The sequence below is a fragment of the Microbacterium sp. P03 genome (genome assembly GCF_043556235.1).
GTDB lineage: Bacteria > Actinomycetota > Actinomycetes > Actinomycetales > Microbacteriaceae > Microbacterium.
This window is the reverse complement of sequence record NZ_JBIGIM010000004.1, coordinates 232,322-258,812: the sequence shown is the minus strand read 5'-3', so window position 1 is coordinate 258,812 and position 26,491 is coordinate 232,322. Positions and strand designations below refer to the sequence as shown.

General features: G+C 69.6%; 23 protein-coding genes. 11 read left to right on the top strand and 12 right to left on the bottom strand.

Going from position 1 to position 26,491, the window contains the following annotated elements:
- Positions 1–45: 45 nt before the first annotated feature.
- From ACFXOO_RS12490 to ACFXOO_RS12455, 8 genes are all read left to right on the top strand, one after another.
- Complete coding sequence (locus ACFXOO_RS12490; protein ID WP_378842852.1) at positions 46–1,116, top strand: zinc-binding dehydrogenase; 1,071 nt, start codon at positions 46–48, stop codon at positions 1,114–1,116.
- Entirely contained in the window at positions 1,113–2,639 is a 1,527-nt protein-coding gene (locus ACFXOO_RS12485) for a sugar ABC transporter ATP-binding protein (protein WP_394563766.1), read from the top strand. The genes ACFXOO_RS12490 and ACFXOO_RS12485 overlap by 4 nt, the downstream gene beginning before the upstream one ends.
- A complete protein-coding gene (locus ACFXOO_RS12480; RefSeq protein WP_378842856.1) occupies positions 2,636–3,625 on the top strand; it encodes an ABC transporter permease in 990 nt (329 codons plus the stop codon). Before ACFXOO_RS12485 ends, ACFXOO_RS12480 begins: the two co-directional genes overlap by 4 nt.
- 85 nt (positions 3,626–3,710) lie before the next feature.
- On the top strand, positions 3,711–4,706 hold the full coding sequence (locus ACFXOO_RS12475) for a sugar ABC transporter substrate-binding protein (RefSeq protein WP_394563765.1): 996 nt from the start codon (positions 3,711–3,713) through the stop codon (positions 4,704–4,706).
- A 96-nt stretch (positions 4,707–4,802) separates the two neighbouring features.
- On the top strand, positions 4,803–5,585 hold the full coding sequence (locus ACFXOO_RS12470; RefSeq protein ID WP_394563764.1) for an SDR family NAD(P)-dependent oxidoreductase: 783 nt from the start codon (positions 4,803–4,805) through the stop codon (positions 5,583–5,585).
- A 25-nt stretch (positions 5,586–5,610) separates the two neighbouring features.
- Entirely contained in the window at positions 5,611–6,540 is a 930-nt protein-coding gene (locus ACFXOO_RS12465) for a sugar phosphate isomerase/epimerase family protein (RefSeq protein WP_394563763.1), read from the top strand.
- A gap of 28 nt (positions 6,541–6,568) precedes the next feature.
- Complete coding sequence (locus ACFXOO_RS12460; RefSeq protein ID WP_394563762.1) at positions 6,569–8,056, top strand: aldehyde dehydrogenase family protein; 1,488 nt, start codon at positions 6,569–6,571, stop codon at positions 8,054–8,056.
- 45 nt (positions 8,057–8,101) lie between these two features.
- Positions 8,102–9,220 (top strand): NAD(P)-dependent alcohol dehydrogenase, encoded by a 1,119-nt coding sequence (locus ACFXOO_RS12455; RefSeq protein ID WP_394563760.1) that lies wholly within the window; start codon positions 8,102–8,104, stop codon positions 9,218–9,220.
- Positions 9,221–9,236: 16 nt separating this feature from the next.
- On the opposite strand, the gene ACFXOO_RS12450 is transcribed toward ACFXOO_RS12455, so the two are convergent.
- The 8 genes from ACFXOO_RS12450 to ACFXOO_RS12415 form a co-directional block, all read right to left on the bottom strand.
- Positions 9,237–10,724 (bottom strand): MFS transporter, encoded by a 1,488-nt coding sequence (locus ACFXOO_RS12450; protein WP_394563759.1) that lies wholly within the window; start codon positions 10,722–10,724, stop codon positions 9,237–9,239.
- A gap of 157 nt (positions 10,725–10,881) precedes the next feature.
- The gene (locus ACFXOO_RS12445; protein ID WP_394563758.1) at positions 10,882–11,988 is read right to left on the bottom strand and encodes an epoxide hydrolase family protein; all 1,107 of its coding nucleotides are present in this window, start codon (positions 11,986–11,988) and stop codon (positions 10,882–10,884) included.
- Between the two features lie 41 nt (positions 11,989–12,029).
- Positions 12,030–13,175: an MFS transporter gene (locus tag ACFXOO_RS12440; protein ID WP_394563757.1), complete on the bottom strand. Its 1,146-nt coding sequence runs from the start codon at positions 13,173–13,175 to the stop codon at positions 12,030–12,032.
- Between the two features lie 71 nt (positions 13,176–13,246).
- A complete protein-coding gene (locus ACFXOO_RS12435; protein ID WP_394563756.1) occupies positions 13,247–14,737 on the bottom strand; it encodes an aldehyde dehydrogenase family protein in 1,491 nt (496 codons plus the stop codon).
- A 127-nt stretch (positions 14,738–14,864) separates the two neighbouring features.
- Positions 14,865–15,851 (bottom strand): VOC family protein, encoded by a 987-nt coding sequence (locus ACFXOO_RS12430; protein WP_378842876.1) that lies wholly within the window; start codon positions 15,849–15,851, stop codon positions 14,865–14,867.
- A 48-nt stretch (positions 15,852–15,899) separates the two neighbouring features.
- Positions 15,900–16,958: a PrpF domain-containing protein gene (locus tag ACFXOO_RS12425; RefSeq protein WP_394563755.1), complete on the bottom strand. Its 1,059-nt coding sequence runs from the start codon at positions 16,956–16,958 to the stop codon at positions 15,900–15,902.
- A 13-nt stretch (positions 16,959–16,971) separates the two neighbouring features.
- Positions 16,972–17,703 (bottom strand): 4-carboxy-4-hydroxy-2-oxoadipate aldolase/oxaloacetate decarboxylase, encoded by a 732-nt coding sequence (locus ACFXOO_RS12420; RefSeq protein WP_394563754.1) that lies wholly within the window; start codon positions 17,701–17,703, stop codon positions 16,972–16,974.
- Positions 17,700–18,455 (bottom strand): PIG-L deacetylase family protein, encoded by a 756-nt coding sequence (locus tag ACFXOO_RS12415; RefSeq protein ID WP_394563753.1) that lies wholly within the window; start codon positions 18,453–18,455, stop codon positions 17,700–17,702. The genes ACFXOO_RS12420 and ACFXOO_RS12415 overlap by 4 nt, the downstream gene beginning before the upstream one ends.
- A 255-nt stretch (positions 18,456–18,710) precedes the next feature.
- On the opposite strand from ACFXOO_RS12415, the gene ACFXOO_RS12410 reads away from it, so the two are divergent.
- Entirely contained in the window at positions 18,711–20,117 is a 1,407-nt protein-coding gene (locus ACFXOO_RS12410) for an aminomethyl transferase family protein (protein WP_394563752.1), read from the top strand.
- 76 nt (positions 20,118–20,193) lie between these two features.
- Here the strand turns inward: ACFXOO_RS12410 and ACFXOO_RS12405 are convergent, their stop codons facing one another.
- From ACFXOO_RS12405 to ACFXOO_RS12395, 3 genes are all read right to left on the bottom strand, one after another.
- The gene (locus ACFXOO_RS12405) at positions 20,194–21,399 is read right to left on the bottom strand and encodes a cytochrome P450 (RefSeq protein ID WP_378852923.1); all 1,206 of its coding nucleotides are present in this window, start codon (positions 21,397–21,399) and stop codon (positions 20,194–20,196) included.
- Between the two features lie 37 nt (positions 21,400–21,436).
- The gene (locus ACFXOO_RS12400) at positions 21,437–22,414 is read right to left on the bottom strand and encodes a PDR/VanB family oxidoreductase (protein ID WP_378842888.1); all 978 of its coding nucleotides are present in this window, start codon (positions 22,412–22,414) and stop codon (positions 21,437–21,439) included.
- A 99-nt stretch (positions 22,415–22,513) separates the two neighbouring features.
- The gene (locus ACFXOO_RS12395) at positions 22,514–23,458 is read right to left on the bottom strand and encodes a LysR family transcriptional regulator (RefSeq protein ID WP_378852927.1); all 945 of its coding nucleotides are present in this window, start codon (positions 23,456–23,458) and stop codon (positions 22,514–22,516) included.
- A 92-nt stretch (positions 23,459–23,550) separates the two neighbouring features.
- On the opposite strand from ACFXOO_RS12395, the gene ACFXOO_RS12390 reads away from it, so the two are divergent.
- Positions 23,551–24,903, top strand: a complete 1,353-nt coding sequence (locus ACFXOO_RS12390) for an aminomethyl transferase family protein (RefSeq protein WP_378842892.1) — start codon at positions 23,551–23,553, stop codon at positions 24,901–24,903.
- 16 nt (positions 24,904–24,919) lie between these two features.
- Here the strand turns inward: ACFXOO_RS12390 and ACFXOO_RS12385 are convergent, their stop codons facing one another.
- A complete protein-coding gene (locus ACFXOO_RS12385) occupies positions 24,920–25,579 on the bottom strand; it encodes a GntR family transcriptional regulator (RefSeq protein WP_394563751.1) in 660 nt (219 codons plus the stop codon).
- A 93-nt stretch (positions 25,580–25,672) separates the two neighbouring features.
- Between ACFXOO_RS12385 and ACFXOO_RS12380 the strand changes: the two genes are divergently transcribed.
- The gene (locus ACFXOO_RS12380; RefSeq protein WP_378842896.1) at positions 25,673–26,479 is read left to right on the top strand and encodes an NAD(P)-binding domain-containing protein; all 807 of its coding nucleotides are present in this window, start codon (positions 25,673–25,675) and stop codon (positions 26,477–26,479) included.
- Positions 26,480–26,491 lie beyond the last annotated feature (12 nt).

Genomic DNA, 26,491 nt, shown 5'->3' with positions numbered 1-26,491 from the left:
CGCGCTCCGCGCCACCCCCTTTTGCCGCACTCGATGGAGAGTCATATGAGAACCGTCGCCGTCACCAAGATCGGCAGTCTGCGCGATCCCGACGAGGCCACTCGCGGCCGGATCGGACTGGTGGATCTTCCCCAGCCCGACCTCGGACCCGAGGACGTCCGCATCAGGGTCGCCTACTCCGCCATCTGCGGATCCGACCCCCATCTGGCCGAGGGGTTCTTCGGCACGGATGTGCCCATCGGCCTCGGCCACGAGCTCTCGGGTGTGATCGAAGCCCTCGGCGAGAAGGCGCATCGAAACGGCCTCCAGGTCGGCGACCGCGTGGCGGGCAATTTCCTCCGCTTCTGCGGCACCTGCCGTCCCTGTCAGGAGGGCAGGCAGCAGTTCTGCGAGCACATCCAGGACTACAACCGACCCGGCATGGCCGAGACGATCACGTGGCATGAATCCCAGGTCTACCCTCTGCCCGACAGCGTGTCCCTCCTACACGGATGCCTGCTCGAGCCCACATCGGTGGCTGTGCGCATCGCCGACAAGACGAACATCCGAGTGGGCGACCGTGTCGCGATCTGCGGCGGCGGGCCGATCGGTCAGCTGGCGCTGCAGGTGCTGAAGATGAGCGGGGCGACGTCGCTGACGATGATCGAGCCGATCGCCGAGCGCCGGGAGATGGCCCGCCGGCACGGGGCCGAGCACACGATCGACCCGACCTCCGAAGACCAGTACGCCCGCGCGGACGACATCACCGGGGGGCGAGGCTACGACGTCGTGATCGACGCCTCCGGGTCGCCGCGGGCAGTGCGCGGGCTGCTCGACCTCGCCGCGAAGGGCGCCACGGTGATCTACGGTGCGATGTATCCGCACGACTTCGAGATGCCGCTCAACCTTTCGGACTACCTCTACCTGAAGGAGCTGACGCTCACGGGGGTGTTCGTCTCGCCGTACGCGTTCCCGCGGGCGCTCGACGTGCTGCCCCACCTCGACCTCGACGAACTGACTCAGGCGGTCTTCGACCTCGAGGACGCGGCGGAGGCCTTCGCGGTCCATGTCAGCGGGCGCTATCCCAAAGTCGTCCTGCGGTGCAACGACATCGAGGATCGGGCGGTGGCGTCGTGACCGCCGGCGACGAAGCGGTGACCTCCACCCTCGCTCCGGCGCTGGAGGCGACCGACATCTCCAAGAGCTTCGACGGCGTCCACGCGCTGAAGGGCGTCACGCTCTCGGTGAACCCCGGAGAGATCCACGCTCTGCTCGGTGAGAACGGTGCCGGCAAGTCCACGCTGATCAAGGTCGTCACCGGCCTCTACGTCCCCGACTCGGGGACCATTCGACGGTCCGGCGAAGAGGTGGAGTTCGCCAACGTGCGCGCGGCGCACAAAGCGGGCATCGTGGCGCTCTACCAGGAGCTCTCGATCGTGCCGACGACGTCCGTGGCCGAGAACGTGCTGCTCGGCGAGCAGCTGCCCAGCCGGGCGGGCATCGTCGACACCCGCGCGCTGCGCCGCCGAGCCCGCGAGCAGCTCGAACGCCTCAATCAGAAGATCTCGATGCGCAAACTCGCGGGCGACCTGTCGCCGGTGCAGCAGACGATGGTCGCGGTCGCCCGCGCTCTCGCCACGGATGCCCGCGTCCTCATCCTCGACGAGCCGACGGCTTCGCTCACCGACACGGAGATCCGCGAGGTGTTCGCCATCCTCCGTTCACTCCGCGACGAGGGGGTGGCCATCGTGTACGTGTCGCACCGGCTGGAGGAGGTCTTCGAGCTGTGCGACCGCCTCACGATCATGCGGAACGGCGAAACGATCACGACCAAGAACGTCGCCGACACGAGCATCAGCGAAGTCATCTCGACGATGGTCGGGCGCAACGCCGACTCGCTCTACCCCGAGCGGGGAGTCATCTCGAAGGAGGTCGCGCTCGTCGTGGACGGTCTGAACGGCCGGCGGGTCACGGACGTCTCCTTCACGGCCCACGTGGGCGAAGTGCTCGGCATCGGGGGACTCGCCGGCTCGGGACGCAGTGAGCTGCTGCGCATCCTCGCCGGCGCGCAGCGGTCGAAGACCGGGACGATCACCGTGGGCGGAGTGGATATCCCCCGCCGCTCGGGCGTCGGCCGTGTGCTGGCGGCAGGGGTGGCCCTCGTGCCGGAAGAGCGTCGAAGCCAGGGGGTCCTGCTCGGATCGTCGATCCAGGACAACATCGCCCTCGCGAACATCTCCGCGGTGAGTCGCGGGGGGTGGGTCTCGGGCAGTCGGATCGCACAGATCGCCGAGCGCGGGATGTCCGACCTGCAGATCAAGGCGCGCAGCCCCCGGCAGACCGTCGGCGAGCTCTCCGGAGGCAACCAGCAGAAAGTCGTCCTGGCCAAGATGCTGGCACGCCGACCGAAGGTGCTGCTCATGGACGAGCCCACCCGGGGCATCGATGTCGGAACGAAGGCCGAGATCTATCGGCTGATCCGGGAACTCGCGGCGACGGGCACGACGGTGATCGCCGTGAGCTCCGAGCTTCCGGAACTCATCGGGATGTGCGATCGCATCCTCATCATGCACGAGGGCTCGATCGCGGGCGACGTGCCCGCGGAGGGCGCCGACGACGAACTCCTCCTCTCTTACGCCTACGGAAGGTCCACATCATGACGATCCAGAAGGAGCCGACGCGCACGGGCGCCATCATGGCGCAGCAGTCGCGGACGGTCGGCCGCGTGCTCGTGCAGAGCGGCACGATCGTGGCGCTCATCCTGCTCATCATCTTCTTCTTCGCGATGCGACCCGACACGTTCCTGTCGTTCGTCAACGTCCGCAACATCCTGTATCAGATCTCGATCCTGGCGATCATCGCCGGCGCGCAGACCATCGTGATGGTCGTCGGCGACTTCGACCTCTCGGTGGGAGCGACGTCGAGCCTCGCGGGCTCGGTGACGGCCGCGCTCCTGCTGGGCGAGAACTCGATGGGCGTGTCCGTTCTCGCCGGTCTCGCCGTGGGGCTGCTGGTCGGGCTCGTCAACGGCGTGCTGATCGCCTACCTCCACCTGTCGGCGTTCATCGCGACGTTGGCCACGATGACGTCCGTCATCGGTCTCGCGTATCTCGTCACCGGCGGCACCACGGTGTTCGGCATGCCGGCGGCGTTCAACGAGCTGGGCCAGGGGCGGTTCCTCAATGTCCCGCTGCCCGTCTATTTCGCCGCCGTGATCGCCGTGCTCATCTGGGCGCTGCTGCGGTTCACGACACTGGGCCGGCGCCTCCACGCGATCGGCGGCAACGAGGAGGTCGCTCGGCTGTCGGGCGTCAACGTGCGCTGGGCTCGATTGCTCGCCTTCACGATGGCGGGGTTCGTGTCCGCCATCGGCGGCATCCTGCTCGCCGCCCGCCTGGGCAGCGCCGCCGCCGAGCAGGGAGGCGACAACACGCTGTTCTCCGTCGCCGCCGTCTTCCTGGGCATGACGGTCATCCGCTCGGGCGCCGCCAACCTCGGGGGCACGATGATCGGCGTGGCCATCATCGGCGTCATGAGCAACGGTTTGAACATCCTGGGCGTCAACGCCTACATCCAGCAGGTGGTGACCGGGCTCATAATCATCGCCGCCGTCGTCCTGTCCGGCCTCAAGACGCGGGAGCGGTAGCACCTCTCCCACGGGCCCCGCCGCGAGGTATCCCGCGGGGCCGCACATCCCCCACGAAGCGCAAATCACACGAAGGAGTAGATACGTGCGTACAAAGTTCAAGGTGGCAGCCGCGCTGGCGACTGCGGCGGTCCTGGCACTGACAGGATGTTCGGGCTCGAGTTCGGGCGGCGACGCCAGTGGTGGTGGTGGGGGCGACGGGATGTTCAAGGTGATCGCCTTCACGTCCGGCAACCAGACCCCGGTCGGCGCGTGGTGGGTCAAAGCGGTCACCGCGAAAGCGGATGAGCTCGGCTGGGACCTCACGATGATCCAGGGAGACTTCGACTTCCAGAAGATGAACCCGGCGGTGGAGAGTGCGATCGGCCAGGGCGCCGACGTGATCCTGGACGGCTACACGGATGTGTCTTCGATCGGCTCGATCGTGACGGCGGCGAAGGATGCCGAGATTCCGATCTTCTCCATGGATGCCGGCACCGAGGCCACCGACGCCTTCGCCACCAACATCACCACCAACCAGCAGCAGATCGTCGACAAGACGGTCGAGGGGATCGACGCGGCGATCGGCGGACTCGACGGCAAGACCGTCATGGTCATCGGACACGACCCGCACGCCGGCATCCGTCTGCGTTCGGCGCTCGCCGTCACGGCGCTCGAGGCTGCCGGCGCAACGGTCGTCGGTGGTGAGCCTCAGCAGGTGACCAACCCGGCCACCGGGCGCACCGAGGCGCTCAACTTCGTGTCGGACTACCTCTCGGCGAACCCCGATGGACTCGACGCGGTGTGGGCCGGCTGGGACGACGCCGCGCTCGGCGCCGCGCAGGGCCTGTCGGAAGCCGGGTCCACGGCGCCCGTCACCGGGGTCGACGCGCTCGCGGAGACCCTCGCGTCGATCGAGGCGGGCGGCAACATGCTCGCGACCGTCGACCAGCCCTGGCCGCAGGTGCTCGACATGCTGATCACCGACGTGGAGGCCTACCAGGCGGACGGCACGATGCCGGCGGAGAACTTTGTCGCGGTCGACGTCACGCTCGTCACGAAGGACAACGCGGCCGACACCACGCCGTCCGACAAGCTCTGACGCCTCACCTCACCCACCGCGGGGGCGGCTGCCGTGGCATCCGCCCCCGCACCCCTGTCGTTTCACCCACCCAGACACTCGAAGAAGAGGAAATCCATGCGTCTCGACGGAAAAGTCGCGCTCATCACCGGCGGAGCGAGCGGTATCGGACTCGCGACCGTGCGCAAGTTCGTGCGCGAGGGCGCGCGAGTCATGATCGCCGACATCAATCTCGAGCAGGCGCAGGCCGCCGCCGACGCGATCTCGGGTGAGGGGTTCGAGGGCACGGTGGCGGCGGTCGGCGTCGACGTGTCCGTCTTCTCCGAGGTCGAGGCCGCCGTCGCCCGGGCCGTAGAGGTCTTCGGCAGGCTCGATGTCATCTTCAACAACGCGGGGATCGCGGGCGGCAAGCCTCTGCTCGATCACGACCCCGAGGTCGACTACGCGCCCATGATCAGCATCGATCAGGATGGCGTGTACTACGGCATCCTCGCCGCCGGCCGCCAGTTCCGAGACCAGGGCACCGGCGGCGTCATCATCAGCACGTCGTCGATCTACGGCGAGCAGGCCGCGGAGCTGTCGTTCACCTACAGTGCGGCGAAAGCCGCCGTCATCTCGTTCACGCGTTCTGCCGCCTACGAGCTGGCGGAGTTCGGCGTCCGTGCCGTCGCGATCACCCCCGGCCGGGTGTCGACCCCGATCATCAATCAGTTCAGCCCGGAGCTGCGCGAGCTGTTCGCCTCCGAGCAGCTGCGGGGCACCATGACCGCGCCGGAGGAGATCGCCGACGTCGTGGCCTTCCTCGCCTCCGACGAGTCCAACGTGATCAACGGCACCGTCGTGCACGTCGACGACGGCTACTCGGTCTACAAGCAGCGGCTCGATCTGCCCACCTTCTGATCGCTCGAGAGACGTGGAGACGCTCATGACCGTCGACTCGCAGGTCCGCATGGCTCTTGATGTGGCGTGCCACATCAACGTGTTCGCACGGGATGCCTCCGCCGAACTCCTGCCCGCCGCTCTGGATGCCATCGCGGAAGCCGGGTACTCCCGGGTGGTGCTCCCCCCGCTCGGCCCGGCGACCACGGACGCGACCGCACTGGCCCGTCTTCTGAGCGATCGAGGCCTGACGCCGATCACGATCGCAGGCGGGCAATCGGCGGGGGCGGATGTCTCGTCGGCCGACGCCGAGGAGCGCGCGGCCGGCGCGGCGATGCTGCGCTCCGTCGTCGACCTGACCGTCGCACTGGGCGGCGACCAGATGAACGGCGTGCCGTACGGACCTTTCGGGCCCCCCACCGGCCCCACCCCTCCCGCGGCCGTGGAACGAGCCGCCCGCGAGGTCGGGGCGGTCGCCGACGACGCGCACGAGCGCGGGGTCGCCATGACCTTCGAAGTGCTCAACCGCTACGAGACCTCGCTCATGAACACCGCGGCCCAAGCCATGGCGTTCGTCGAGGCGAGTGGCTCCGAGCACCTGCGCATCCACCTCGATACGTTCCACATGGCCATCGAGGAGGCGGATATCTCCGGGGCGATCCGCCTCGCGCTTCCGAAACTCGCCTATCTCGAGCTCGGTCAGTCCGGCCGGGGCGCGCTGAGCGCCGGTGTCGTCGACGTCGCAGACATCGTCCGATGCGCGGTGGATGACGGCTATCGGGGGCGGTGGGGGGTCGAGGCCTTTTCACGCAGCACCCTCTCCGAACCCGTGGCCGACATGCTGGCGATCTGGCGCGAACCGTATGACGATGCAAGAGTGCTGGCGGAGGATGCTCTACAGGTCATCCAGCGAGGCTGGTCCGCGAGCACCGTCGGACGCCGCGCGCAACGACTCTCCCGGAACGCCCCTGCGTGAACCCCCCGAAACAGACGAAGGAGTCATCATGACCACTGTCCTCCCGACCGCCGATGCACTGATCGACGCAGCGGTCTTCTCCGGCAAGATCTTCATCGACGGCGAATGGGTCGTCGGTGGTGGGGGCGCGATCCCCTCGATCGAACCCGCGACCGGCGAGACGCTCGCGATGGTGGGCATCGCGGACGCCGGCGACGTGGCCCGCGCGGCCGAGGGTGCGGCCCGCGCCCAGAAGGCCTGGGCCGCTCTCCCGCACCCCGCCCGGGCTGCGGTCCTGCGCAAGGCAGGACAGCTCTGGGAGCAGCACGCCGAGGAGATCGGCGGCTGGAACACCCGTGAGGTCGGGGCCATCCCGCCGCTCGCGGGCTTCGCCCTGCACGTCACCGCGGCCGAATGCTACGAGGCATCCGCTCTGCCGTCTGCTCCCCAGGGCTCGATCCTGTCCAGCGAAGAGCCGAGGCTCTCGCTCGCGCAGCAGGTCCCCGTGGGCGTCGTGGGCGTCATCTCGCCGTTCAACGTGCCGCTCATCCTCGGCATCCGCGCCGTCGCCCCGGCGCTCGCGCTCGGCAACGCCGTCCTGCTGAAGCCCGACCCGCGGACGGTCGTCACCGGAGGCGTCTCGATGGTGCGCATCTTCGAAAAGGCCGGTCTGCCGGCAGGGCTGCTGCAGCTGATCCCGGGCGGCGCCGACGTCGGCGAGGCGATGGTCGCCGACCCGCGCGTTCGCGTGATCGCCTTCACGGGCTCGACCAAGGCCGGCCGCGCCGTCGGTGAGATCGCGGGTCGCCACCTCACGCGCGCCCACCTCGAACTGGGTGGCAACTCGGCCTACATCATCCGCGCGGACGCCGACGTCGACAAGGCCGTGAACCTCGCGACCTGGGGTTCCTTCCTCCACCAGGGCCAGATCTGCATGACGGTCGGGCGGCACATCGTGCACGAGTCGGTGTTCGAGGAGTACGTCACGAAGCTCGCCGCCAAGGCCGACTCGATGCACGTCGGCGATCCGGCAGCCGGTCAGGTGCATCTCGGCCCCCTCATCGACGAGGTGCAGCGTGACCGGGTGCACACGCTGGTGCAGGATGCTGTGGCCCAGGGCGCGCAGCTCCGCGCCGGCGGCACCTACGAGGCTCTCTTCTACCGGCCGACCGTGCTGGCCCACACGCCGAGGGACGCCGCGGCCTACTGCGACGAGGTCTTCGGGCCCGTGGCATCCGTCGTGTCGTTCTCGACCGACGACGAGGCCGTCGCGCTCGCCTCGGAGACCGACTACGGGCTGTCGCTCGGCATCGTCACAGCGGATGTCTTCGCAGGGCTGGAGATGGCGCAGCGCATCCCGACGGGCATCGTGCACATCAACGACCAGACGGTGAACGATGAGGCGAACTCGCCGTTCGGCGGTGTCGGGTCGTCGGGCACGGGTTCACGCCACGGCGGAGCCCAGGCCAACATCGACGCCTTCACCGAGACGCGCTGGATCACGATGCGACGCGAGCCCGGGCAGTACCCGCTGTGACCGCCCAGGACACCCCGCGCACCTGCCATCGATGAGGAGAGCACCATGGAGATCACCGCCGCCGTCGCCGAAGAGATCGGCGCGCCCCTTTCGATCGAGACCGTCGACCTGGACGAACCCGGCCCCGGCGAGGTGCGCGTGCGCCTCGTCGCGACCGGTGTCTGCCACACGGATGCCATCACCCGGGACGGGCACCTGCCCCTCCCGCTCCCTGGAGTCCTCGGGCACGAGGGTGCGGGCGTCGTCGACGCGGTCGGCGACGGTGTCACATCGGTCGAGGAGGGCGACCATGTCGTGATGGGCTGGCCGTTCTGCGGAGAATGCCGCAACTGTCTGCGGGGCGAGCCCCGCTACTGCGACCAGCTCGGCCCCGCGGTGGCCGCGGGGGTGCGCTTCACCGGCCCCCTCGCGGGGACGGGGGCGTATCACCGCGCCGACGGGTCGCACATTTCGGGTCACTTCTTCGGACAGTCGTCGTTCGCGACGTACTCGATCGCGCTGGCGTCCTCGCTGGTCCGCGTGGACCGCGATCTGCCTCTGGAGCTGCTGGGCCCGCTGGCATGCGGAATCTCCACCGGGGCGGGTGCGGTCTTGAACACCGCACGGCCCGAGCCGGGCGAGAGCATCGTGGTCTTCGGGGCGGGCGCCGTCGGGCTCGCCGCCGTCATGGCGGCCCGCAACACGCCCGCGACGACCATCGTCGCGATCGATCTCAACGAGTCCCGCCTCGATCTCGCACGGCGATACGGGGCCACGCACACCGTCCTGGCGACGGCCGATGACGTGGCGGACTCCGTGCGGGAGGCCTGCGGGGGCGATCCCGACTACGTCATCGAGTGCACCGGCGTGATCTCCGTCGTCGAGCAGGCTGTGGGCCTCATCGGGATGCTGGGCACCTGCATCCTGGTCGGAGGGGCTCCCGCCGGCGCGAGCTTCGAGGTGGCGCATCAGCCCGCGCTCTGGGGCACGCGCATCGTCGGGACGCTCGGCGGCAGCGGGACGAGCGCCCGGCTCATTCCCGCGCTCATCGCCCTCCACGCGCAGGGACGCTTCCCGTTCGACGAGCTCGTGCGCTTCTACGAGCTCGCCGACGTCGAGCAGGCGATGGCCGACAGTGCGTCGGGTGAGGTGATCAAGCCCATCCTGCGCATCTCACCGGTCTGACGCCGACGCGGTCGTTTCACCCCACGTGCGCGATCGGGGCGTCGGCGTCGGGCAGGAGCTCCTCCTTCGTGCCGCGGATCATGAAGAACGCGACCACCGAGCCGGCCGCCATGACGATCGCCGCGGCCAGGAACGTCGCGGAGTAGCCGGCAGTGAATGCGGCCAGCTGCGACGGACCGTCCGTGACGGTCCTCGACGAGACCGCGGCGGCGTAGAACGCGGTGAAGATCGACAGGCCGATCGATCCGCCGATCTGCATCGCCGAGTTGGCCGTGGCGGATGCCGCACCGGCATCGTGCGGGGCGACCCGGGCGAGCGCGAGGTTCTGCATGGGGATGAACAGGTTCGCCATCCCGAGGCCGAGGATCACGAGCCCGGGCAGCACCTCGACGAAGTAGTTCCCGTCGGGCGTGATGCGACTGAGGTAGAGCAGGCCGGCCGCCGCGATCAGCGGTCCGGCGATCATCATCGGACGCGGACCGATGACGGGGAGCAGACGCGTCAGGACGGGGGCGCACACCATGATGACCACGGTCATCGGCAGCGAGGCGAGGCCCGCGATGAGCGGGGTGAAGCCGAGGACGATCTGAAGATGGAACGCCAGGTAGACGGTGCCGCCGATCATGGCGCTGCCCGAGATCGCCTGGAGCAGGAACGCACCGCCGCGGACGCGGTCGGTCACGACGCGCAGGGGCAGCAGCGGCTGCGCGACCCTCGACTCGATGAAGACGAAGGCGGCGAGCAGCAGGACGCCCAGGACGAGGAACCCGATGGTGTCCCATCGGGCCCACCCGAACTCGGCGAGGCTGAATCCGTAGACCAGCGAGCCGAGGCCGAGGGTGACCGTGAGCGCCCCGCCGACGTCGTACCGGTTGTCGCCCTCGGCCTTCGATTCCCGGAGGAACAGGAATCCGCCGACCACCCCGACGAGCACGAAGAACACGTTGACGAGCAGGCACCAGCGCCAGTCGGCGAACTCGGTGAGGACGCCGCCGAGCAGAAGGCCCACGGCGGCCCCGGTGCCGGCCACGGTCCCGAACACGGCGAACGCGGTATTGCGCTCCTTACCGCCGGGGAACGACACCGTCAGGAGTGCGAGCGCCGCGGGGGCGAGCAGTGCGGCGAACGCACCCTGGAGGCCGCGGGCCGCGATGAGCTCGGTCGAGTTCTGGGCGAGACCGCCGAACACGGACGCGGCCCCGAACCCCAGCATCCCGACCATGTACGTGCGCTTGCGACCCCAGTAGTCGGCGACCCGGCCGCCGAGCAGCAGGAGGGCACCGAACGCGAGCGCGTACGCGGTGACGACCCACTGGCGCTGACCGTCGGAGAGACCCAGGTCGATCTGCGCCTGCGGAAGGGCGATGTTGACGATGGTTCCGTCGAGGACCACGACCAGCTGAGCGAGTGCGAGGACGATGAGCGCACCCCAGCGGTGCGGAGCGACGCGGCCACCGCCGTTCGCGGCGGATACGCGGGGGAGGGGGATGGTGCCAGTGGACATAGAAGAAACCTCCGGGGCTTCATTGGAAGGGGTGCCGGAGGTTTCGAGCCTCGGACCGTGCTCGCTCACGCGGCACAGCCTTCTCCCGCCGGATCGCAGCGGGACAGGCTCTCAGTTTAGCAAACAGCTCGTGGGGGGCGGTTCGCAGGCGGCGGGGCTAAGCCTCGACGCCGTCGAAGAAGGCGCGCACGTCCTCGGCGAAGAACGCAGGCTCCTCCCACGGGCCGAAGTGACCGCCGCGCGGGGCGAGGGTGAACCGCCGCACGTCGAAGAACCGGTCGGCGTACGCGCGGGGCGGGACCGCGATGTCATGGGGGAACAGCGTGAATCCCGCGGGGGTGGTCGCGCGCAGCGCGGGATCGGGCGGAGTCAGCGCCGATTCGCGGTAGTAGCGCGCGGACGACGCGGAGGTGCGGGTGAACCAGTACAGCGACACGTCGTCGAGGATCTCGTCCGGCGTGAAGCGCCTCCAGACATCGCCGTCGCCGTCGCTCCACGCCCGGAACTTCTCGAGGAACCACGCCGCGAGCGCGACCGGCGAATCGGTGAGACCGTAGCCGAGCGTCTGCGGCTTGGTGCGCTGCAGGGCGGCGTAGGCGCCCTCGTCGACGAACCAGCTGGTCATGCCGGCGAGGAAGGCGCGCTCGTCGTCGCTCGCCTCCCAGGGATCGAGCGTGTAGCGGTGCCATGCGGGCACGTCGCCCAGGTGCAGACCGATGACACGATCCGGATGACGCTGCGCGATGACCTCGGCGATCGTGCTGCCGAGGTCGCCCCCGTGCACGCCGAACCGTGTGTGACCGAGCTGGTCCATCACCCCGGCGAACAGGTCGCCGACCCGGGCCGGGCCGGTCGGCCCGTTGCGGAGCCGGTCGGAGAAGCCAAAGCCGGGGATGCTCGGCACGACGATGTCGAAGCGATCGGCCAGGAACGGCATCGCCTTCATGAACCTCCAGAACCCGTCGGGCCACCCGTGCACGAGCATCAGGGGGGTGGCGCCGGGAGTGCCGCCGCGGACGACGTGGATGCGTTGCCCGTCCACCTCGACGATGCGCTGGTCGAGCGCGTTCCACCGCTCCTGGGTGGCGGTCCAGCTGTACCCCTCGGTCCAGTGGTCCATGAGTGGGCGGAGAACCGACGAGGGCGTGCCCCACCCCCAGTCGTCGACCTCCGCCGTGGCATCGTCCGGCCATCGCGTGCGGGCGATCCGCGTCCTCAGATCGTCGACGTCGCTGCGGGGGATGTCGATCGCGAACGGTGTCATGCCGTCACGCTAGCGCCGGAGCCTTCCACCGGGGCCGCCGCTCACCGCTCGAGCACGAAGCGGTCGCGGCCGACGAACAGCCCGGTCACCACCTGGCCGGCGAGCACGAGGCCCACGAGCACGAGCGAAGCGAGCCAGCCGCCGCTGACCGTCACGAGGGCGCCGAAGGCGATCGGGCCGACGGCGGCGATCAGGTAGCCGCCGGACTGCGCCATGCCCGACAGGGCGCTCGCCGACTGGTGGGTGCGTGCGCGCAGGCTGAACAGGCTCAGAGACATCCCCAGCGCGGCTCCGCAGCCGACGCCGCAGATGACCGCCCAGAGGAGGAAGAGCTCGGGCAGGGCGATCAGGCCGAGGATGCCGACGAGCGTGAGCGTGGGGATCGCGGCGGCGGCGAATCGACCGAAGCTCCCGCGCAGCAGCAGCGGGACGATGAGCGAGCCACCGAAGCAGAACAGCTGGTAGATCATCACGTCGAGCCCGGCCACCACTTCGGAGCGCCCGAGCGATTGCGCGATCGGAGCGAACCAGGTGACGAGCATGTAGAACGTCATCGACTGGAGCCCCATGTACAGCAGCACCTGCCACGCGAGCGGGTCGCGCCAGATGCCGCTGGCCGCCCGACGCTCGAGCGGCTTCTGATGCCGAGGCTGCGATCGCAGCGACGCGATCCACGCCACGACGGCGAAAGGGAGCAGCGCGCCCGTCCACAGCAGGGCCGCACGCCAGCCGAGTGTCGACCCGCCGGCCTCGATGTGCGAGATCGGGACGACGACCCCCGACGCCACCGCGCCCATGCCCGACAGGCACGCGGTGAAGGCGGCGGTCATGGAGGGCACGCGATCGGCGAAGTCCCGCTTGATGACCGCCGGCATCAGCACGTTCACGACCGCGATCGAGGCTCCGATCAGCGCGGTGCCGAGCCACAGGTTCGCGGCGAGACCCGGGAGCGACCGCCAGACCGTACCGGCACCGAGCAGCAGCAGCGAGAACATCACGGTGCGCGACATCCCGAACCGCGCGCTCAGGACGTGTGCGAGCGGCGAGACGACCGCGAAGGCGATCAGCGGCACCGCAGCGAGGGCGCCGAGCGCCGCCTCGGTCGTGCCGAGGTCGTCCGAGATCTGGGCGAGCAGCGGCCCGATCCCCGTGATCGTCGGCCGGAGGTTGAGCGCGATGAGCAGCACCGCGGCCAGCAGAAGCAGGCGCGACGACCTGGTGGTCGTCGCGCCTGCGTCGTCGAGGGGCGAGTCTGCGATCAGTGCGCCTGCGCGGCGAGGGCCGCGACGTCGATGTGGGCGATCGAGCGCGTGTCCTGGAACGCCCGCACGCCCTCGATGCCCTGCTCGCGGCCCATGCCGGACTGCTTCATGCCGCCGAACGGCGCACGCAGGTCGAGCCGCGTGGCGCCGTGGTCGTTGACCCAGACGTAACCGCACACGAGCTGGCTGCCCACGCGGTTCGCCGAGTCGACATCGGCGGTCCAGACCGACCCGCAGAGTCCGCCCCAGCTGTCGTTGGCCGCAGCGATCGCCTCGTCCTCGGAGTCGAACCCGATGATCGGGATGACCGGCCCGAACTGCTCCTGCGTGACGACGCGGAGCGAGGGGTCGGGGTTGACCACGATCGCGGGACGCAGGAAGTTGCCGCCCGCCAGCTCGCCACCGGGCAGCTGACCGAATTCGCGGACGTCGGCTCCGGCATCCTTCGCCTCTTCGATGATCTCGGCGACGAACGCCTTCTGCACCGGCGAGTGCAAGGGGCCCATCGTGGTGCCCTCATCGAGGCCGTACCCGATGACCGCCTTGTCGAGGCGGGCCGAGAGACCCGCGACCAGCTCGTCGAGGCGCGAGTTGTGCACGTACAGGCGCTTGGCGTTCATGCAGATCTGACCGGTCGTGTCGAACACGGCGGCGTAGATCCGGTCGAGGTGGGTGTCATCGAGGATGGCGTCCTCCAGGAAGATCGCCGCGTCGTTTCCGCCGAGCTCGAGGGTCACGCGGGTGAGCGACTTCGAGGCCATCTCCATGATGCGCTTGCCGCCGTTCACCGACCCCGTGAAGCAGACCTTCGCGATGTCATCGCTCGAGATCAGCGCCGCCATGTCGGCGTCCTTGCCGGTGACGACGTTCAGCACACCGGCGGGGAGCTTCTCAGCGATGCGCTGCACGACGCGCGTGGTGGCCAGCGGTGCCGAGGGCGGCGGCTTGACGATCGCCGTGTTGCCCGCGAGTAGAGCGTGGGGGAGCGCGGCCCCGAGGATCGCGATCGGCCAGTTGAACGGCACGATGACGGTGACGACGCCGAGTGCCTGGTACGAGATCGTCGTCTCGACCGGGATGCCGGGCACCACGGGGAGGACCTTGCCGGAATCGACTTCCTCGGCGAGCGAGAGCGCGAGGCCCCAGCGGATCTCGAACACGAGTGCGTCGATCCAGCTCTCGAATCGGATCTTGCCGTTCTCCTGGGAGAGGATCGCGGCGTCCTCGTCGCGGTCGTCGGCGATCCCGGCGATCGCGTCGGCCATGATGGCGGCGCGCTCGGTGGCGCTCAGCGCCGACCACGCGGGGAACGCCCCCTTCGCGGCCGCGATGGCATCGTCGACGTCAGCGGTGCTGGCGGCGGCGGCGCGACCGACGATGACGCCGGCCTTGGCCGGGTCGGCGATGTCGAGCGTCGCGTCGGTGTGACGCTCCTCGCCGCCGATGTACAGGCCGGTTCGTACTTCCGTGCTCACAGTGTCACTCATGTGTCACACCTCTCTGTGCGATGTTTCTCGGGTGGATGGTGGTGTTGCAAAGGCCGGGGGGCCGGGGGATCGTGCTCATTCCATCATCGATTCAGATGGATGGATAGGGGCCGTCGACGGCTTCGGCTCAGTGCTCCGAGGCGGCCGGAGGTGCGACCACCGGTGTGCCGTGCGTGTGGAAGCTCTCGATCGTCTTCATGCCCCACGCCTGGCCCTTCTTGCGTTCTTCCGACGTCCACTCGACGACGGGCTGGTCGGGGTCGAGCAGCAGCCGGGCGCCGGCGTTCGCGAATTCGATGCGATTGCCGCCGGGCTCCCAGACGTACAGGAAGAAGGTCTGGTTGATGGCGTGCTTGTGCGGTCCTGACTCGATGTAGATGCCGTTCTCCAGGAAGATGTCGGCGGCCTTGAGGATGTCTTCGCGCGTGTCGGGGGCGAACGCGATGTGGTGCAGGCGGTTGCCATGACGCGTCCAGTCGTCGGAGTAGACGACGTCGTAGGACTTGTTGTTGAAGTGGAACCACCACGCCGCATAGCCGGCGGGCTTGCCGTCGACGTCGTCGAGCTTGATGCGCTCCGATTCGCGACCGCCGAGCGCCTGCGCGATGAACTCGCCGTTGGCGACGACGTCCTTCGCGAGGAAGTTGATGTGGTCGAGTCGACGCGCGTTGACGCCGCGACCGGGGAACGCGGATGCCTGGTTCTTGAGCGCCGGCTTGTCGTCGGTGGCCACGTACCGCTCGGTCTCGTAGTAGATCCCCATCGCATGGCCGTCCGGGTCGCGGAACGTGAAGGTCGGTCCGGTGCCGACCTCGCCGTCCGCCCAGCCATCGCCGAGCCCCGTCGCCTCGATCGCGGCCACCCGGCGCTCCAGGGCGTCCTGACTGGAGGCGCGGAATGTCGTCCGGCCGACACCCGCGGCATCCGACGCCGTGAGCTTGATCGTGTACAGCTCGTAGTCGTCCCACGTGCGCAGGTACACGGAGTCGCCCTGCTCGGCCACCACCCGCATCGCGAGCAGGTCGCGGAAGAACCACAGGCTCTTGTCGAACTCGGGGGTCAGCAGCTCGACACTGCCGATGTGGGCGACGTCGAACGAGGTGAAGTCAGTCATCTCGGTCCTCTCAGGAAAGCTTTCGGGTGGGTGTTCACAGCGGGGTTCTCACAAGCGCGGTCGCGGGAAGACCGCGCCGTCGAAGATCTTTCGTGCCGTCCGGAGCGAGGTGGACGACGCGTGCCACGTGCCGTCGGTCTCCGCGACGCGCACCCGGGCCGGGAAACTTCCTCCGGGGTGCTCGATCCCGAAGACCTCGCCCTCCGCGCGTCCGGCGAGATCCGATCCCACTGCGCCGTCGATCGCCACCCCCGCAGCCACGGATGCGGCCATCAGCACACCGATCGACGTGTGCACCCGCGTGGGGATGAACGACCGCGTCCCGACCACGCCGCCGGCCCGGGGAGGAGAGAGGAGGATCACTTTCGGGACCGTCGAGTCGGCGACGTCCCCGAGACCCATCAACGGTCCGGCGAGCAGTCGGATGCGCTCGACGGCTGCCGCGAGGTCGGAGCGCGCCTCGAGATCGGCGGGGCTCTCGGTGCCGTCGACACCGAACTCGTCCGCGCGCAGCAGCACGACCGGCATTCCGTTGTCGATCAGCGTCGCGCGATGGCCGTCGAGGTCGTCGGTGAGTCGCCCCGTCGGAAGCAGTGGCCGATCGCCCGACGTCATCTCCAGCTCGATCCCGCCCGCCGTGCCCGGCACCCCGTCGATCGCCGCACCGCCGTCGTACTCGGGCTCCCCGTCCGTGAGTGCGAACGTCGCCGTCGCGACGTCTCCCGTGTTCACGAGGCGGATGCGCACCGATGCGGTGTCGCCGGATGCCGCGACCAGGCCGCGTTCGAGAGCGAACGGCCCGACCCCGGCGAGGAGGTTCCCGCACGTCTGCGCGTCCGAGACGACGGCTTCGCCCACCACCACCTGCAGGAACAGGTAGTCGATGTCGATGCCGGACTCCGCGGAGCGCGAGACGATCGCGACCTTGCTGGTCAGAGGGTGCGCTCCGCCGAGGCCGTCGATCTGCGCCGGATCGGGGCTGCCCATGATGCGGAGCACCAGGTCGTCGCGCGAGGCCGGTTCCGCGGGCAGATCGGAGGCGACGAAATACGCCCCCTTCGAGGTTCCGCCCCGCATGAGCATGCACGGGATCCCGGTGGCGGCCATGGTGTCGTCCCGCTCAGTCCTGGCGGGCGTCGTGCGCGGTGAAGTCCCGCTCGGACACGTACCGCACGCCGAGGTCGGCGAGCACCCCGCGGAGGTCGTTGCGGTCGAGGCTGAGTTCGCCCGACCGATAGGCCTCGCGGGATGCCGCTTCCTTCGCGACACGCGCATCGGACGCGGACAGGACGGATGCCGCCTCGCCGCGGGGCACGCACAGCACGCCGTCGTCGTCGGCCACGATCACGTCCCCCGCGCGCACGACCGTGCCCCCGACCGTGATCGGAACGTTGACGCTGCCGGCGGTGGCCTTGACCGTGCCCTGCGCGTTGATCGCGCCCGACCACACCGCGAAGCCCATGGCGCGGAGGTCGACCACGTCGCGCACGCCGCCGGTCGTCACGAGCCCGCGCACGCCGCGGTGGTGCAGAGCCGTGGCGAACAGCTCGCCGAACGAGCCGTCGAGCGAGGGGGAGACAGACGTCACGACCAGGATGTCTCCCGGCCGGCACTGCTCGACGGCGGCGTGGATCATGAGGTTGTCGCCGGGCCAGGCCAGGACCGTCACGGCCGAACCCGCCAGGCGGGTGCCCTCCTGGATCGGGCGAACCGATGCGCCGACAAGGCCGCGGCGGCCCATCGCCTCGTGCACCGTCGCGACACCGTGCACGCCGAGGGCGTCGATGGTCGCGGCATCCGCCCGCTCGATGTCGGTGACGACGAAGCCCGTCCTGCCGACGGCGTCGCTCACGCGAGCACGTCCGTCACCTGGGGGTAGTAGCGCATGTACGCCTCGCCCTTCGTGTCGACGGGCAGCCCGAGGTTGGGACCGGCGTTGCGCTTGACCTGCACGCCGCGGCGAATGGCCAGTGACGTGTAGTACTCCCACATGTGCTTCTGGGCGGGAAGGCACTCCATCGCCTTCTGCTTGAGGGGGAAGGCGTCGGTGATGTCGAGCAGCACATTGGGCTTGAAATCGCTCTGTTCCGGCTGGTGCGGCTCGAAGAAGAACACGGGCGGAGCGCCGATGATCTCGTCGGTCGTGGGGAACGAGCCGTCGGAGTTCGCGACGCCGATCGCCTGCGCCAGCACGCGGGCCTGCAGCGCCATGCGCGCGGCGACCGGGTGGTCGCCGTTGTACGGATCGGTGAGCGGGTGCGTCAGCACGACCGTGGGCTGCGCGCGTCGGAACGCGTCGACCAGCAGGGAGACCGCGTCGGGCGACTCGATCAGCGGATAGTCGCCGAGGTCGAGGAACTCGATCGCTGCCCCGAGGGCGGATGCCGCGGCCTCGGCCTCGTCGCGCCGGATGGCCTTGATCTCGTCGAGCGACTTGCCCTGCAGCCACTGGCTCGCCGACTCGCCGCGTTCGCCGTAGGAGAGGCAGACGACCGTGGCGCGCTCGCCGCGCATGGTGGCGGCCGCGATCGCGCCGCCTGCGCGCCAGACGAAGTCGCCGGCGTGGGCGCTGACCACGAGCAGGGCGGGTGCCACATCGACCATCGGATCTCTCCCTCGACTCCGCGGGACGGTGGTGCCGGCGGCGGTGACGGCACGGCGCGGCAGCGGATGCCATCCCCGACGCAACCACATCCGCGGACGCTGGTCAAGATATTGGCGACAATTTTGTCGCAACCGTTCTAGGCCTAGCGGAATGCTCGCGATTGTGTCTACAATTTCGGCGACGGAATACCTACGTGCAGAGGGAAATGCGCTCGGCCGTCCCCATCATCGGACAAGGAAGTCGAGGAGACACTCATGGCACGCAACCTCCAGGAAGTGCTGGACCAGGCGGGGAACACGGTCGAGCACCTGCGCAACTCGCCGCTGGGCACCTACATCTACCCCGTGGTCCCCGCGGAGTTCACCAACTGGCGGCGCGAGCAGATCTCATGGCGCGAGACCGCGGTGCTGTTCGACCAGTCCCACCACATGGTCAACTTCTTCATGTCGGGCCCGGACGCCCTCAAGCTGCTCAGCGACACCGGCATCAACAGCTTCGCGAACTTCCCGCTCAACACGGCCAAGCAGTTCGTGCCCACCGCCTCCAACGGCGGCGTGATCGGCGACGGCATCCTCTTCCGCGAGGGGGAGGACGACTACGTGTACGTCGGCCGCGCGCCCGGTGCGAACTGGCTCCAGTTCCACGCCGAGACCGGCGGGTACGACGTCGAGACGCGATACGACGACCGGTCGCCCTCGCGCCCCTACGGCGCCGCGGTGAGCCGCGAGTACTACCGCTTCCAGATCCAGGGCCCGAACGCCTGGCAGGTGATCGAGAAGCTCAACGGCGGAGAACTCGAGAAGGTCCGCTTCTTCCACATGGGCGAGATGACCGTCGCCGGCGAGCACGTCCGGACGCTGCGTCACGGCATGGCCGGCGCGCCGGGTCTCGAGCTCTGGGGCCCCTACGAGCAGCACGGCAAGATCCGCGACGCCATCCTGGAGGCGGGACAGGAGTTCGGCATCGAGCCGTGCGGCTCTCGCGCCTACTCCTCGAACACCCTCGAGTCGGGCTGGATCCCGTCGCCGCTCCCGGCGATCTACTCGAGCGAGGACGAGCGCGCGTACCGCGAGTGGCTGCCGGCCGACAGCTACGAGGCGATCAACGCGCTCGCGGGGTCATTCGTCTCGGACGACATCGAGGACTACTACCTCAACCCCTGGGAGCTCGGATACGGGTCGTTCGTCAAGTTCGACCACGACTTCATCGGCCGCGACGCGCTCGAGAGGATCGATCCGGCGGCACAGCGCAAGAAGGTGACGCTGGCGTGGAACGACGAAGACCTCGCGAAGCTGCTCACCACCCCGATCGATCGCGACGGGACGGGCTACCAGGTGTTCGACCTGCCGAACGCGAACTACGGCTCGTCGAACTACGACGCCGTGATCGACGCGAACGGCGACACGGTCGGCCTCTCGCTGTTCACCGGCGTCACGGCCAACGAGAAGCGTGGCCTGTCGCTCGCGACGGTCGATGCCGGAGTGCCGATCGGCGCCGAGGTGCGCGTGGTCTGGGGCGAGCCCGACGGAGGGTCGCGCAAGACCACGGTGCAGCCGCACGAGCAGCTCGCGGTGCGTGCCGTCGTCAGCCCGGTGCCCTACGCCGCCACGGCCCGCACCGAGTACCACGGCGGGTGGCGCACGGCGGCCGCATCGGTCTGACCAGCTTTCGGCCGCGAACGGCACGACAGGAGGAGAGCGGATGCCGCGGCATCCGCTCTCCTTCCGCGTGCGGGCGTCAGCCGAGGCGCACGCGCACGGGCATCGACTCCCAGCCGCGCAGCGTGTTGTTCAGGTGACGGCGCTCGGGCCCCGCCGGCTCGATCTCGACGATGCGGTCCAGGAGGGCGTCGACGGCGCAGATCGCCTCGAGTCGCGCGATGTGCTGGCCCACGCACTGGTGGATGCCCATACCGAAGGCGACATGGCCCGACGGGTCGCGGTCGAGATCGAATCGATCGGGATCGGACCAGCGCCGGGGGTCGCGGTTGGCCGACCCGAGGAACATCATGATCTTCTCCCCGTCGGCGATGTCGACGTCGCCGACGCGCAGGTCGCGGGTCGCGGTGCGGAAGAAGGTCTGCACGGGGGACTCCATCCGCACGGCCTCCTCGAACGCGACGCGCACGAGGTGGCGGTCGCGCCGCAGTCGCTCCACCGAGCCCGGGTTGTGGGCGAGGGCGTGCACGACGGCCGCGATCCCGGTGACGGTCGTGTCGACACCGGCGGTGAGCAGCGAGCGCACGATCATCGGCGCGTGCTCGTGTGTGATCTCCCCCCGGTCGGCCGCCGCCCAGATCTGCGCGCCGAAACCGTCTGGCGTCAGATTCTCGCGCCGGCACTGCCGGGCGATCCACTCGGTGGTGCGGGGCATGTGGGGTGCGGCATCCGTCACCAGGGCGTTCGCGGGTCCGAAGGCGTTGAAAGCGAAATCGCCGTAGGGCAGCAGATGCTCGCGGCCCGTCTTGCCGATGCCGACCGCGTCGGGGAAGACGCGCAACGGGAACACCTCCGCGAGGTCGCCGACGGCGTCGAACTCGTCGCCACGGGCGATCAGCGCGTCGACCACCTCGGCCGCGTCGGCGCGCCACTGCGCTTCCAGCCCGCGCAGCCGTCGGGCCGAGATGAGCGCCTCGACCACCGCGCGCGGCGCATCGTGGCGGGGCGGGTCGGCCTCCAGCAGGACCGACGGCGGACGCCACGGCGTCTCGGTGCGGAAGTTCGAGAGACCCACGCCCGCCGCGGACTGGAACTCCTGCCAATTCACGAGGGCCGCGTGCACTTCGTCGTAGCGGGCCATGGCGTAGACGCCGTACTTCTCGAGCCGGACCACGGCCGCCGCATCCCGCAGGATCGCCTGGTAGGGGAGCGGGTTCTGCAGGAACTCCGGGTCGAACGGGTCGATGGATGCCGCGTCCGTGGTCGCCGTGTCGATGAGGGTCATTTCTTCTCCGGTTCGAGGATCGAGGTCGCAGGTCGGTTCACAGGTCGAGGACGAGCCGTGACGAGGCGGCCCGCGAGATGCAGGGGAACAGGCACGCCGAGGTGGCGCGCTCGTCTTCGTCGAGCAGGGAATCGCGGTGGTCGGGGACGCCGCGCAGCACGGTGGTCTCGCACGTGCCGCAGACCCCCTGCGCGCACGACGTGAGGATCGAGACGTCGACCCGCCGGAGCGCGTCGACGATGCTCTCGTGGGCTGCGACGGTGACGACGGCACCCGAGCTCGCGACCTCCACCTCGAACGCGGCCCGCGGGCGCCCGTCATCGGCCCGCGCGGTGAAGCGCTCGAGACGCACGCGTGGGCGGCCGAGCACCGGAGTCCACGCGTCGACCGCGTCGAGGAGCCGTTCGGGCCCGCAGGCGAACACGCGCGTCAAGCCCTGGGCTTCCGGCATCCAGTCGTCGAGTCGCACACGGGCGCCCTCGTCCGCCGCCCGCACCGTCACGCGGTCGCCGTAGCGCCCGAGTTGCTCCAGGTAGGCCATCCGCGCCCGTGAGCGGCCGAGGTAGAGCAACCGCCACGGTGTCCCGAGAAGCTCCGCCTGCTGGATCATGGGCAGGATCGGCGTGATGCCGATGCCGCCGGCGAGGAAGAAGTAGTCCCCGGCCGGTCCCAGACGGAAGTTGTTGCGCGGTCCGCCGAAGCCGACGATGTCACCGACGTCGAGGCGGGTGTGGATCAGCTCCGAGCCGCCGCGGCCCGCGCGCTCTCGGAGTACCGCGATCGTGAACGTGTGAGCATCCCAGCGATCGCCGAGGAGGCTGTACTGGCGGGTCGTGCCGTCGGGCAGCACCACGTCGAGGTGAGCACCCGGCGCCCAGTCGGGCAGGCGTCCGCCGTCGGGGCGTGCGAGCGTCAGCTCGATGACGTCCTCGGCGGCCTCGCGGCGCCGACGGACGACCAGCGCCGCCCCGTGCGCCACGTTTCGACGGGCCTCCCCGACGACCTCGGTGCTCACATCGGCCTCCTCGCCGTGACGGCGACCGTGCCGTCTTCTGGAACGCTATTGCGGCCGCCGTCGCGGTGTGGTCGCGCTTTCCGTTCAACGGAAACAGGGCTACGACCGCACCCGACCGTGGATCGAGAAGAACTCGCCGTGCGTACCGCGCACGGTGCGGGTCACCATGTCGTGCAGCCAGTCGAGGCCCGCCAGCTGCGACGTGGTCGTGCGACGGTACAGGCACACCTCGACCGTCGGCATGGCGAGCGGCAGCGGGCGCACCACGAGCGGCCACGCCTCGGCCCAGCCGTCCGCGATCGTGTCGGGTGCCGTGGCGATGAGGTCGGGGCTGGCCGCGAGCAGGCCGGGCAGCGACGCGAAATGGGTGAGCGTCACCTCCGTGTGCACGGCGGCGCCCTCGCGGCGCAGCGTCGCGCGCAGGTGCGGGAGCCCGGAGTCCCCGGCGACCACCACGTGGTCGGCGGCGACATAGTCCTCGAGCGTGAGCGCAGATGCGGCGAGGGGATGCGCCGCCGCCATCAGGACGGCGTATCCCTGCGACTTGAGCACCGTCGGCTCGAAGCCACCGGGCACCGGCGACGAGGTGATCGCCAGGTCGACGTCGCCGCGCGCGAGCCAATCGGGGAGTGCCTGCACGTCGAGGGGCACCGCGTCGATGCCGACGTGCGGGGCGGCGCGGCGCACGGCCCGAAGGATCGACGGGAGGTACCCGATCTCGCCCAGCTCGGAGAGGGCGAGTCGGAATCTGCGCCGGGTCGTCCCGGGGTCGAACCCCGTGATCGCATCGACCGTGCGGTCGATGCCCGTCATCGCGTCGCGGAAGCCCGGGTAGACCGAGGTCGCGAGAGCCGTGGGCTGCATCGTCCGGCCCTCACGCGCGAAGAGCGGGTCGTCCAGGTCGCGGCGCAGGCGCCCCAGTGCCTGGCTGACCGCGGGCTGGGTGACGTGCAGGCGGTCCGCCGCGACCGTCAGGCTCCGTGCTTCGAAGACCGCGACGAAGACGCGGATGAGGTTGAGGTCCACGAGCGCCGGATGCGGCATCCTTTCGCTCTCATTAGCAATGCTTATCGGCGAGCGTACCCGCGGTATCCCCTGGTAACTAGCATTGCTCTCACCGGAACGAAGGAGTTCACATGACCGAGTCGCTCGCCGAGGCGATCACCCGCGCAGGAAGCGCCGTGTCGCTGCTGCGGAATGCGCAAGCACGCCCGACCGTCTTCCCCGTGACGCCGGAGTTCAGCAACTGGCGCTCCGAGCAGCAGGCGTGGCGCACCTCCGTGGCGCTGCTCGACCAGTCCCACCACATGACCGATCTGTTCCTGACCGGCCCCGACGCCCTCCGGCTGCTGAGCGACGTGGGCGTCAACAGCTTCGCGAACTTCCGCGTCGACAATGCGAAGCAGTTCATCGCCGTGAACCACGAGGGATACCTGATCGGCGACGCGATCCTCTTCTACCTCGCCGACGAGTCCTTCGATCTCGTGGGCCACCCCATGGTGATCGACTGGGTGCAGTACCACCTCGAGACCGGTGACTACGACGCGCGGGCCGAACGTGACGGCAACTCGCTCGTGCGCGCGGGTGATCCCGCGCTGTTCCGCTATGAACTGCAGGGACCGCAGGCACTCGCCCTGATGGAGAAGCTCACCGGCGAGCCCGTGCCGCCGACGAAGTTCTTCCACATGGCGACGTTCACGATCGCCGGCCTCATGGTGCGTTCCCTCCGACACGGGATGGCCGGCCAGCCCGGGTTCGAGCTCTTCGGACCGTGGGCGGAGGGGGAGCGCGTCCGCGAGGCGATCCTCGACGCCGGCGCGGAGTTCGACCTCGTGCTCGTGGGGTCGAAGGCGTATTCCTCGGCGAACCTCGAATCGGCATGGGTGCCGTCGCCGCTCCCGGCGATCTTCACCGGCGAGGGCACCGCGGCGTATCGGGAATGGCTGCCGGCCGCGCGCGCCGGGTCGCTCGCCGGCTCGCTCGCGTCCGACGACATCGAGGACTACTACGTCACCCCGTACGACCTCGGGTACGGCCGGAGCGTGGCATTCGACCACGACTTCATCGGGCGCGCGGCGCTCGAGCGTCATGCCGCGACCCCGTTGCGGACGAAGGTCACGCTCGTCTGGAACGAGGACGACGTCGCAGCCACCATGCGCACCCTCTTCGAGCCCGGCACCCCTGCCAAGTACATCGATCTGCCGAAGGCGCGCTACGGGCTCTACCAGGTGGACCGCGTCCTTCTCGACGGCGTTGACGTCGGCATCTCGCACGACGCGGGGTACATCACGAACGAGCATGCCTTCGTTTCCCTCGCGAGCATCGACACCGCCCACGCCGAGCCCGGCACCGAGGTCGAGGTCGTGTGGGGCGAGGAGCCGAACTCTCGGAAGCCCGCCGTCGAGCCGCACCGCCAGGTGCGCGTCCGTGCGACCGTTCAGCCGGCCCCGTACTCCGCGTTCGCCCGGGAGAACTACCGCAAGAGCTGAGGGGAGCGGGCGCCGTTCAGGGCAGTTCGCGCAGCGCCTCGATGACGCTCCGCAAGTGCACCCGGACGGCGTGCTCAGCGGCATCCGGATCCCGCGCCACGATCGCATCGATGATCGCCGCGTGCTCGAGCACGGAGATCTTCGCCCGGGCGGGGCGCCCCGACAGCTTGAACTGGTGCCGGACGCTCTGCGCGTGGAGTCGCGCGAGGACCTCGGCGGCGGTGGCGTGCCCGCTCCATTCGCGCGTGCGCTGATCGAGCAGCTGGTTGAGGCGCGAGTACTCGGGGAGATCGCCGTCTGCGACGGCTGCCGTCATGGCGGCGCGCAGCTCGATGAGCTCCCGCACCTGCTCGTCGGTGACCGCGCCGGCGGCCTTGGCCGCGCACAGGCCCTCGACCCCCATGCGCACCTCGAGGATCTCGATCGCCTCGTCGAGCGAGATGGCGCGCACCCTCGATCCCTTGTTCGGCAGGCGCTCGACGAGTCCCTCTCCGGTGAGCTCGAGGAGGGCGGTGCGCACCGTCGCGCGACTCGCAGTGAACGTCGCGCTGAGGTCGGCCTCGATGAGCCGCTGATTCGGCACGTACTCGCCGCGCACGATCGCCGCGCGGATCAGATCGGCCGTCCTCTCTTCGGCGGCGGTCGCCGTGTACTCGGCGGTGGCGGACTCGGACATGGCGCTCCTCGGGCCCGTCCGACCGATTCCGTCGAGATTCGAGCCACTATTGTCGACGATACCGGGGCGGATGCCGCGGACGAAGGAGTTCGCATGCGCGTCGCCGTGCTCGGCCTCGGTGAGGCCGGCAGCATCTATTCGGCCGATCTCGCCGCCCGCGGGGCATCCGTCGCCGGGGTGGATCCGCGAGCGGTGGCCACACCGGTGGGAGTCACGCGCGCCGCGGACATCGCCACCGCGGTGCAGGCCGCAGACATCGTGCTCAGTCTCGTCGGCGGAACCTCGTCGCGTGGTGCCCTCGCCGAGGCGCTGCCCGCGATGAGCCCCGAGGCGATCTACGCCGACATGAACACGAGCCACCCCGACACGAAGCGGGCGCTCGCGGATGCAGCATCCGCTCGGGGTGTCGCGTTCGTCGATATCGCGATCCTCGCTCCGGTGCCCCGCGCGCGCATCGGCACGGCGCTGTTGCTGAGCGGGCCGGGAGCGGGAGCGCTGCTGCCGACCCTGCGCGGGCTCGGCCTGCCCGCGGAGGATGCCGGACCCGAGCCCGGCACCGCCGCCGGACTCAAACTGCTGCGCAGCGTCTTCATGAAGGGCCTGGCCGCCGTCGTGTTCGAAAGCGCGGTGGCGGCCGAGGTCGTGGGTGCGCGCGACTGGGTGATCGACCAGATGGCCTCTGAGCTCGGCCCTTCGGGACGTGAGCTCGTCGAGCGGATGATCGAGGGCACGCGGCTGCACGCGGTGCGACGAGAGGACGAGATGCGCGACGTGCGCGCCTACCTGCAGAGCCTCGATGCGACCCACGCCATGACGGACGGGACGATCGAATGGCTGCGCCGCATCGCCGCGGAGGAAGAGCGGTCGGACGCCGCGGCATCCGACCCGCGTTCGGCCTGACGGATCGCGCCC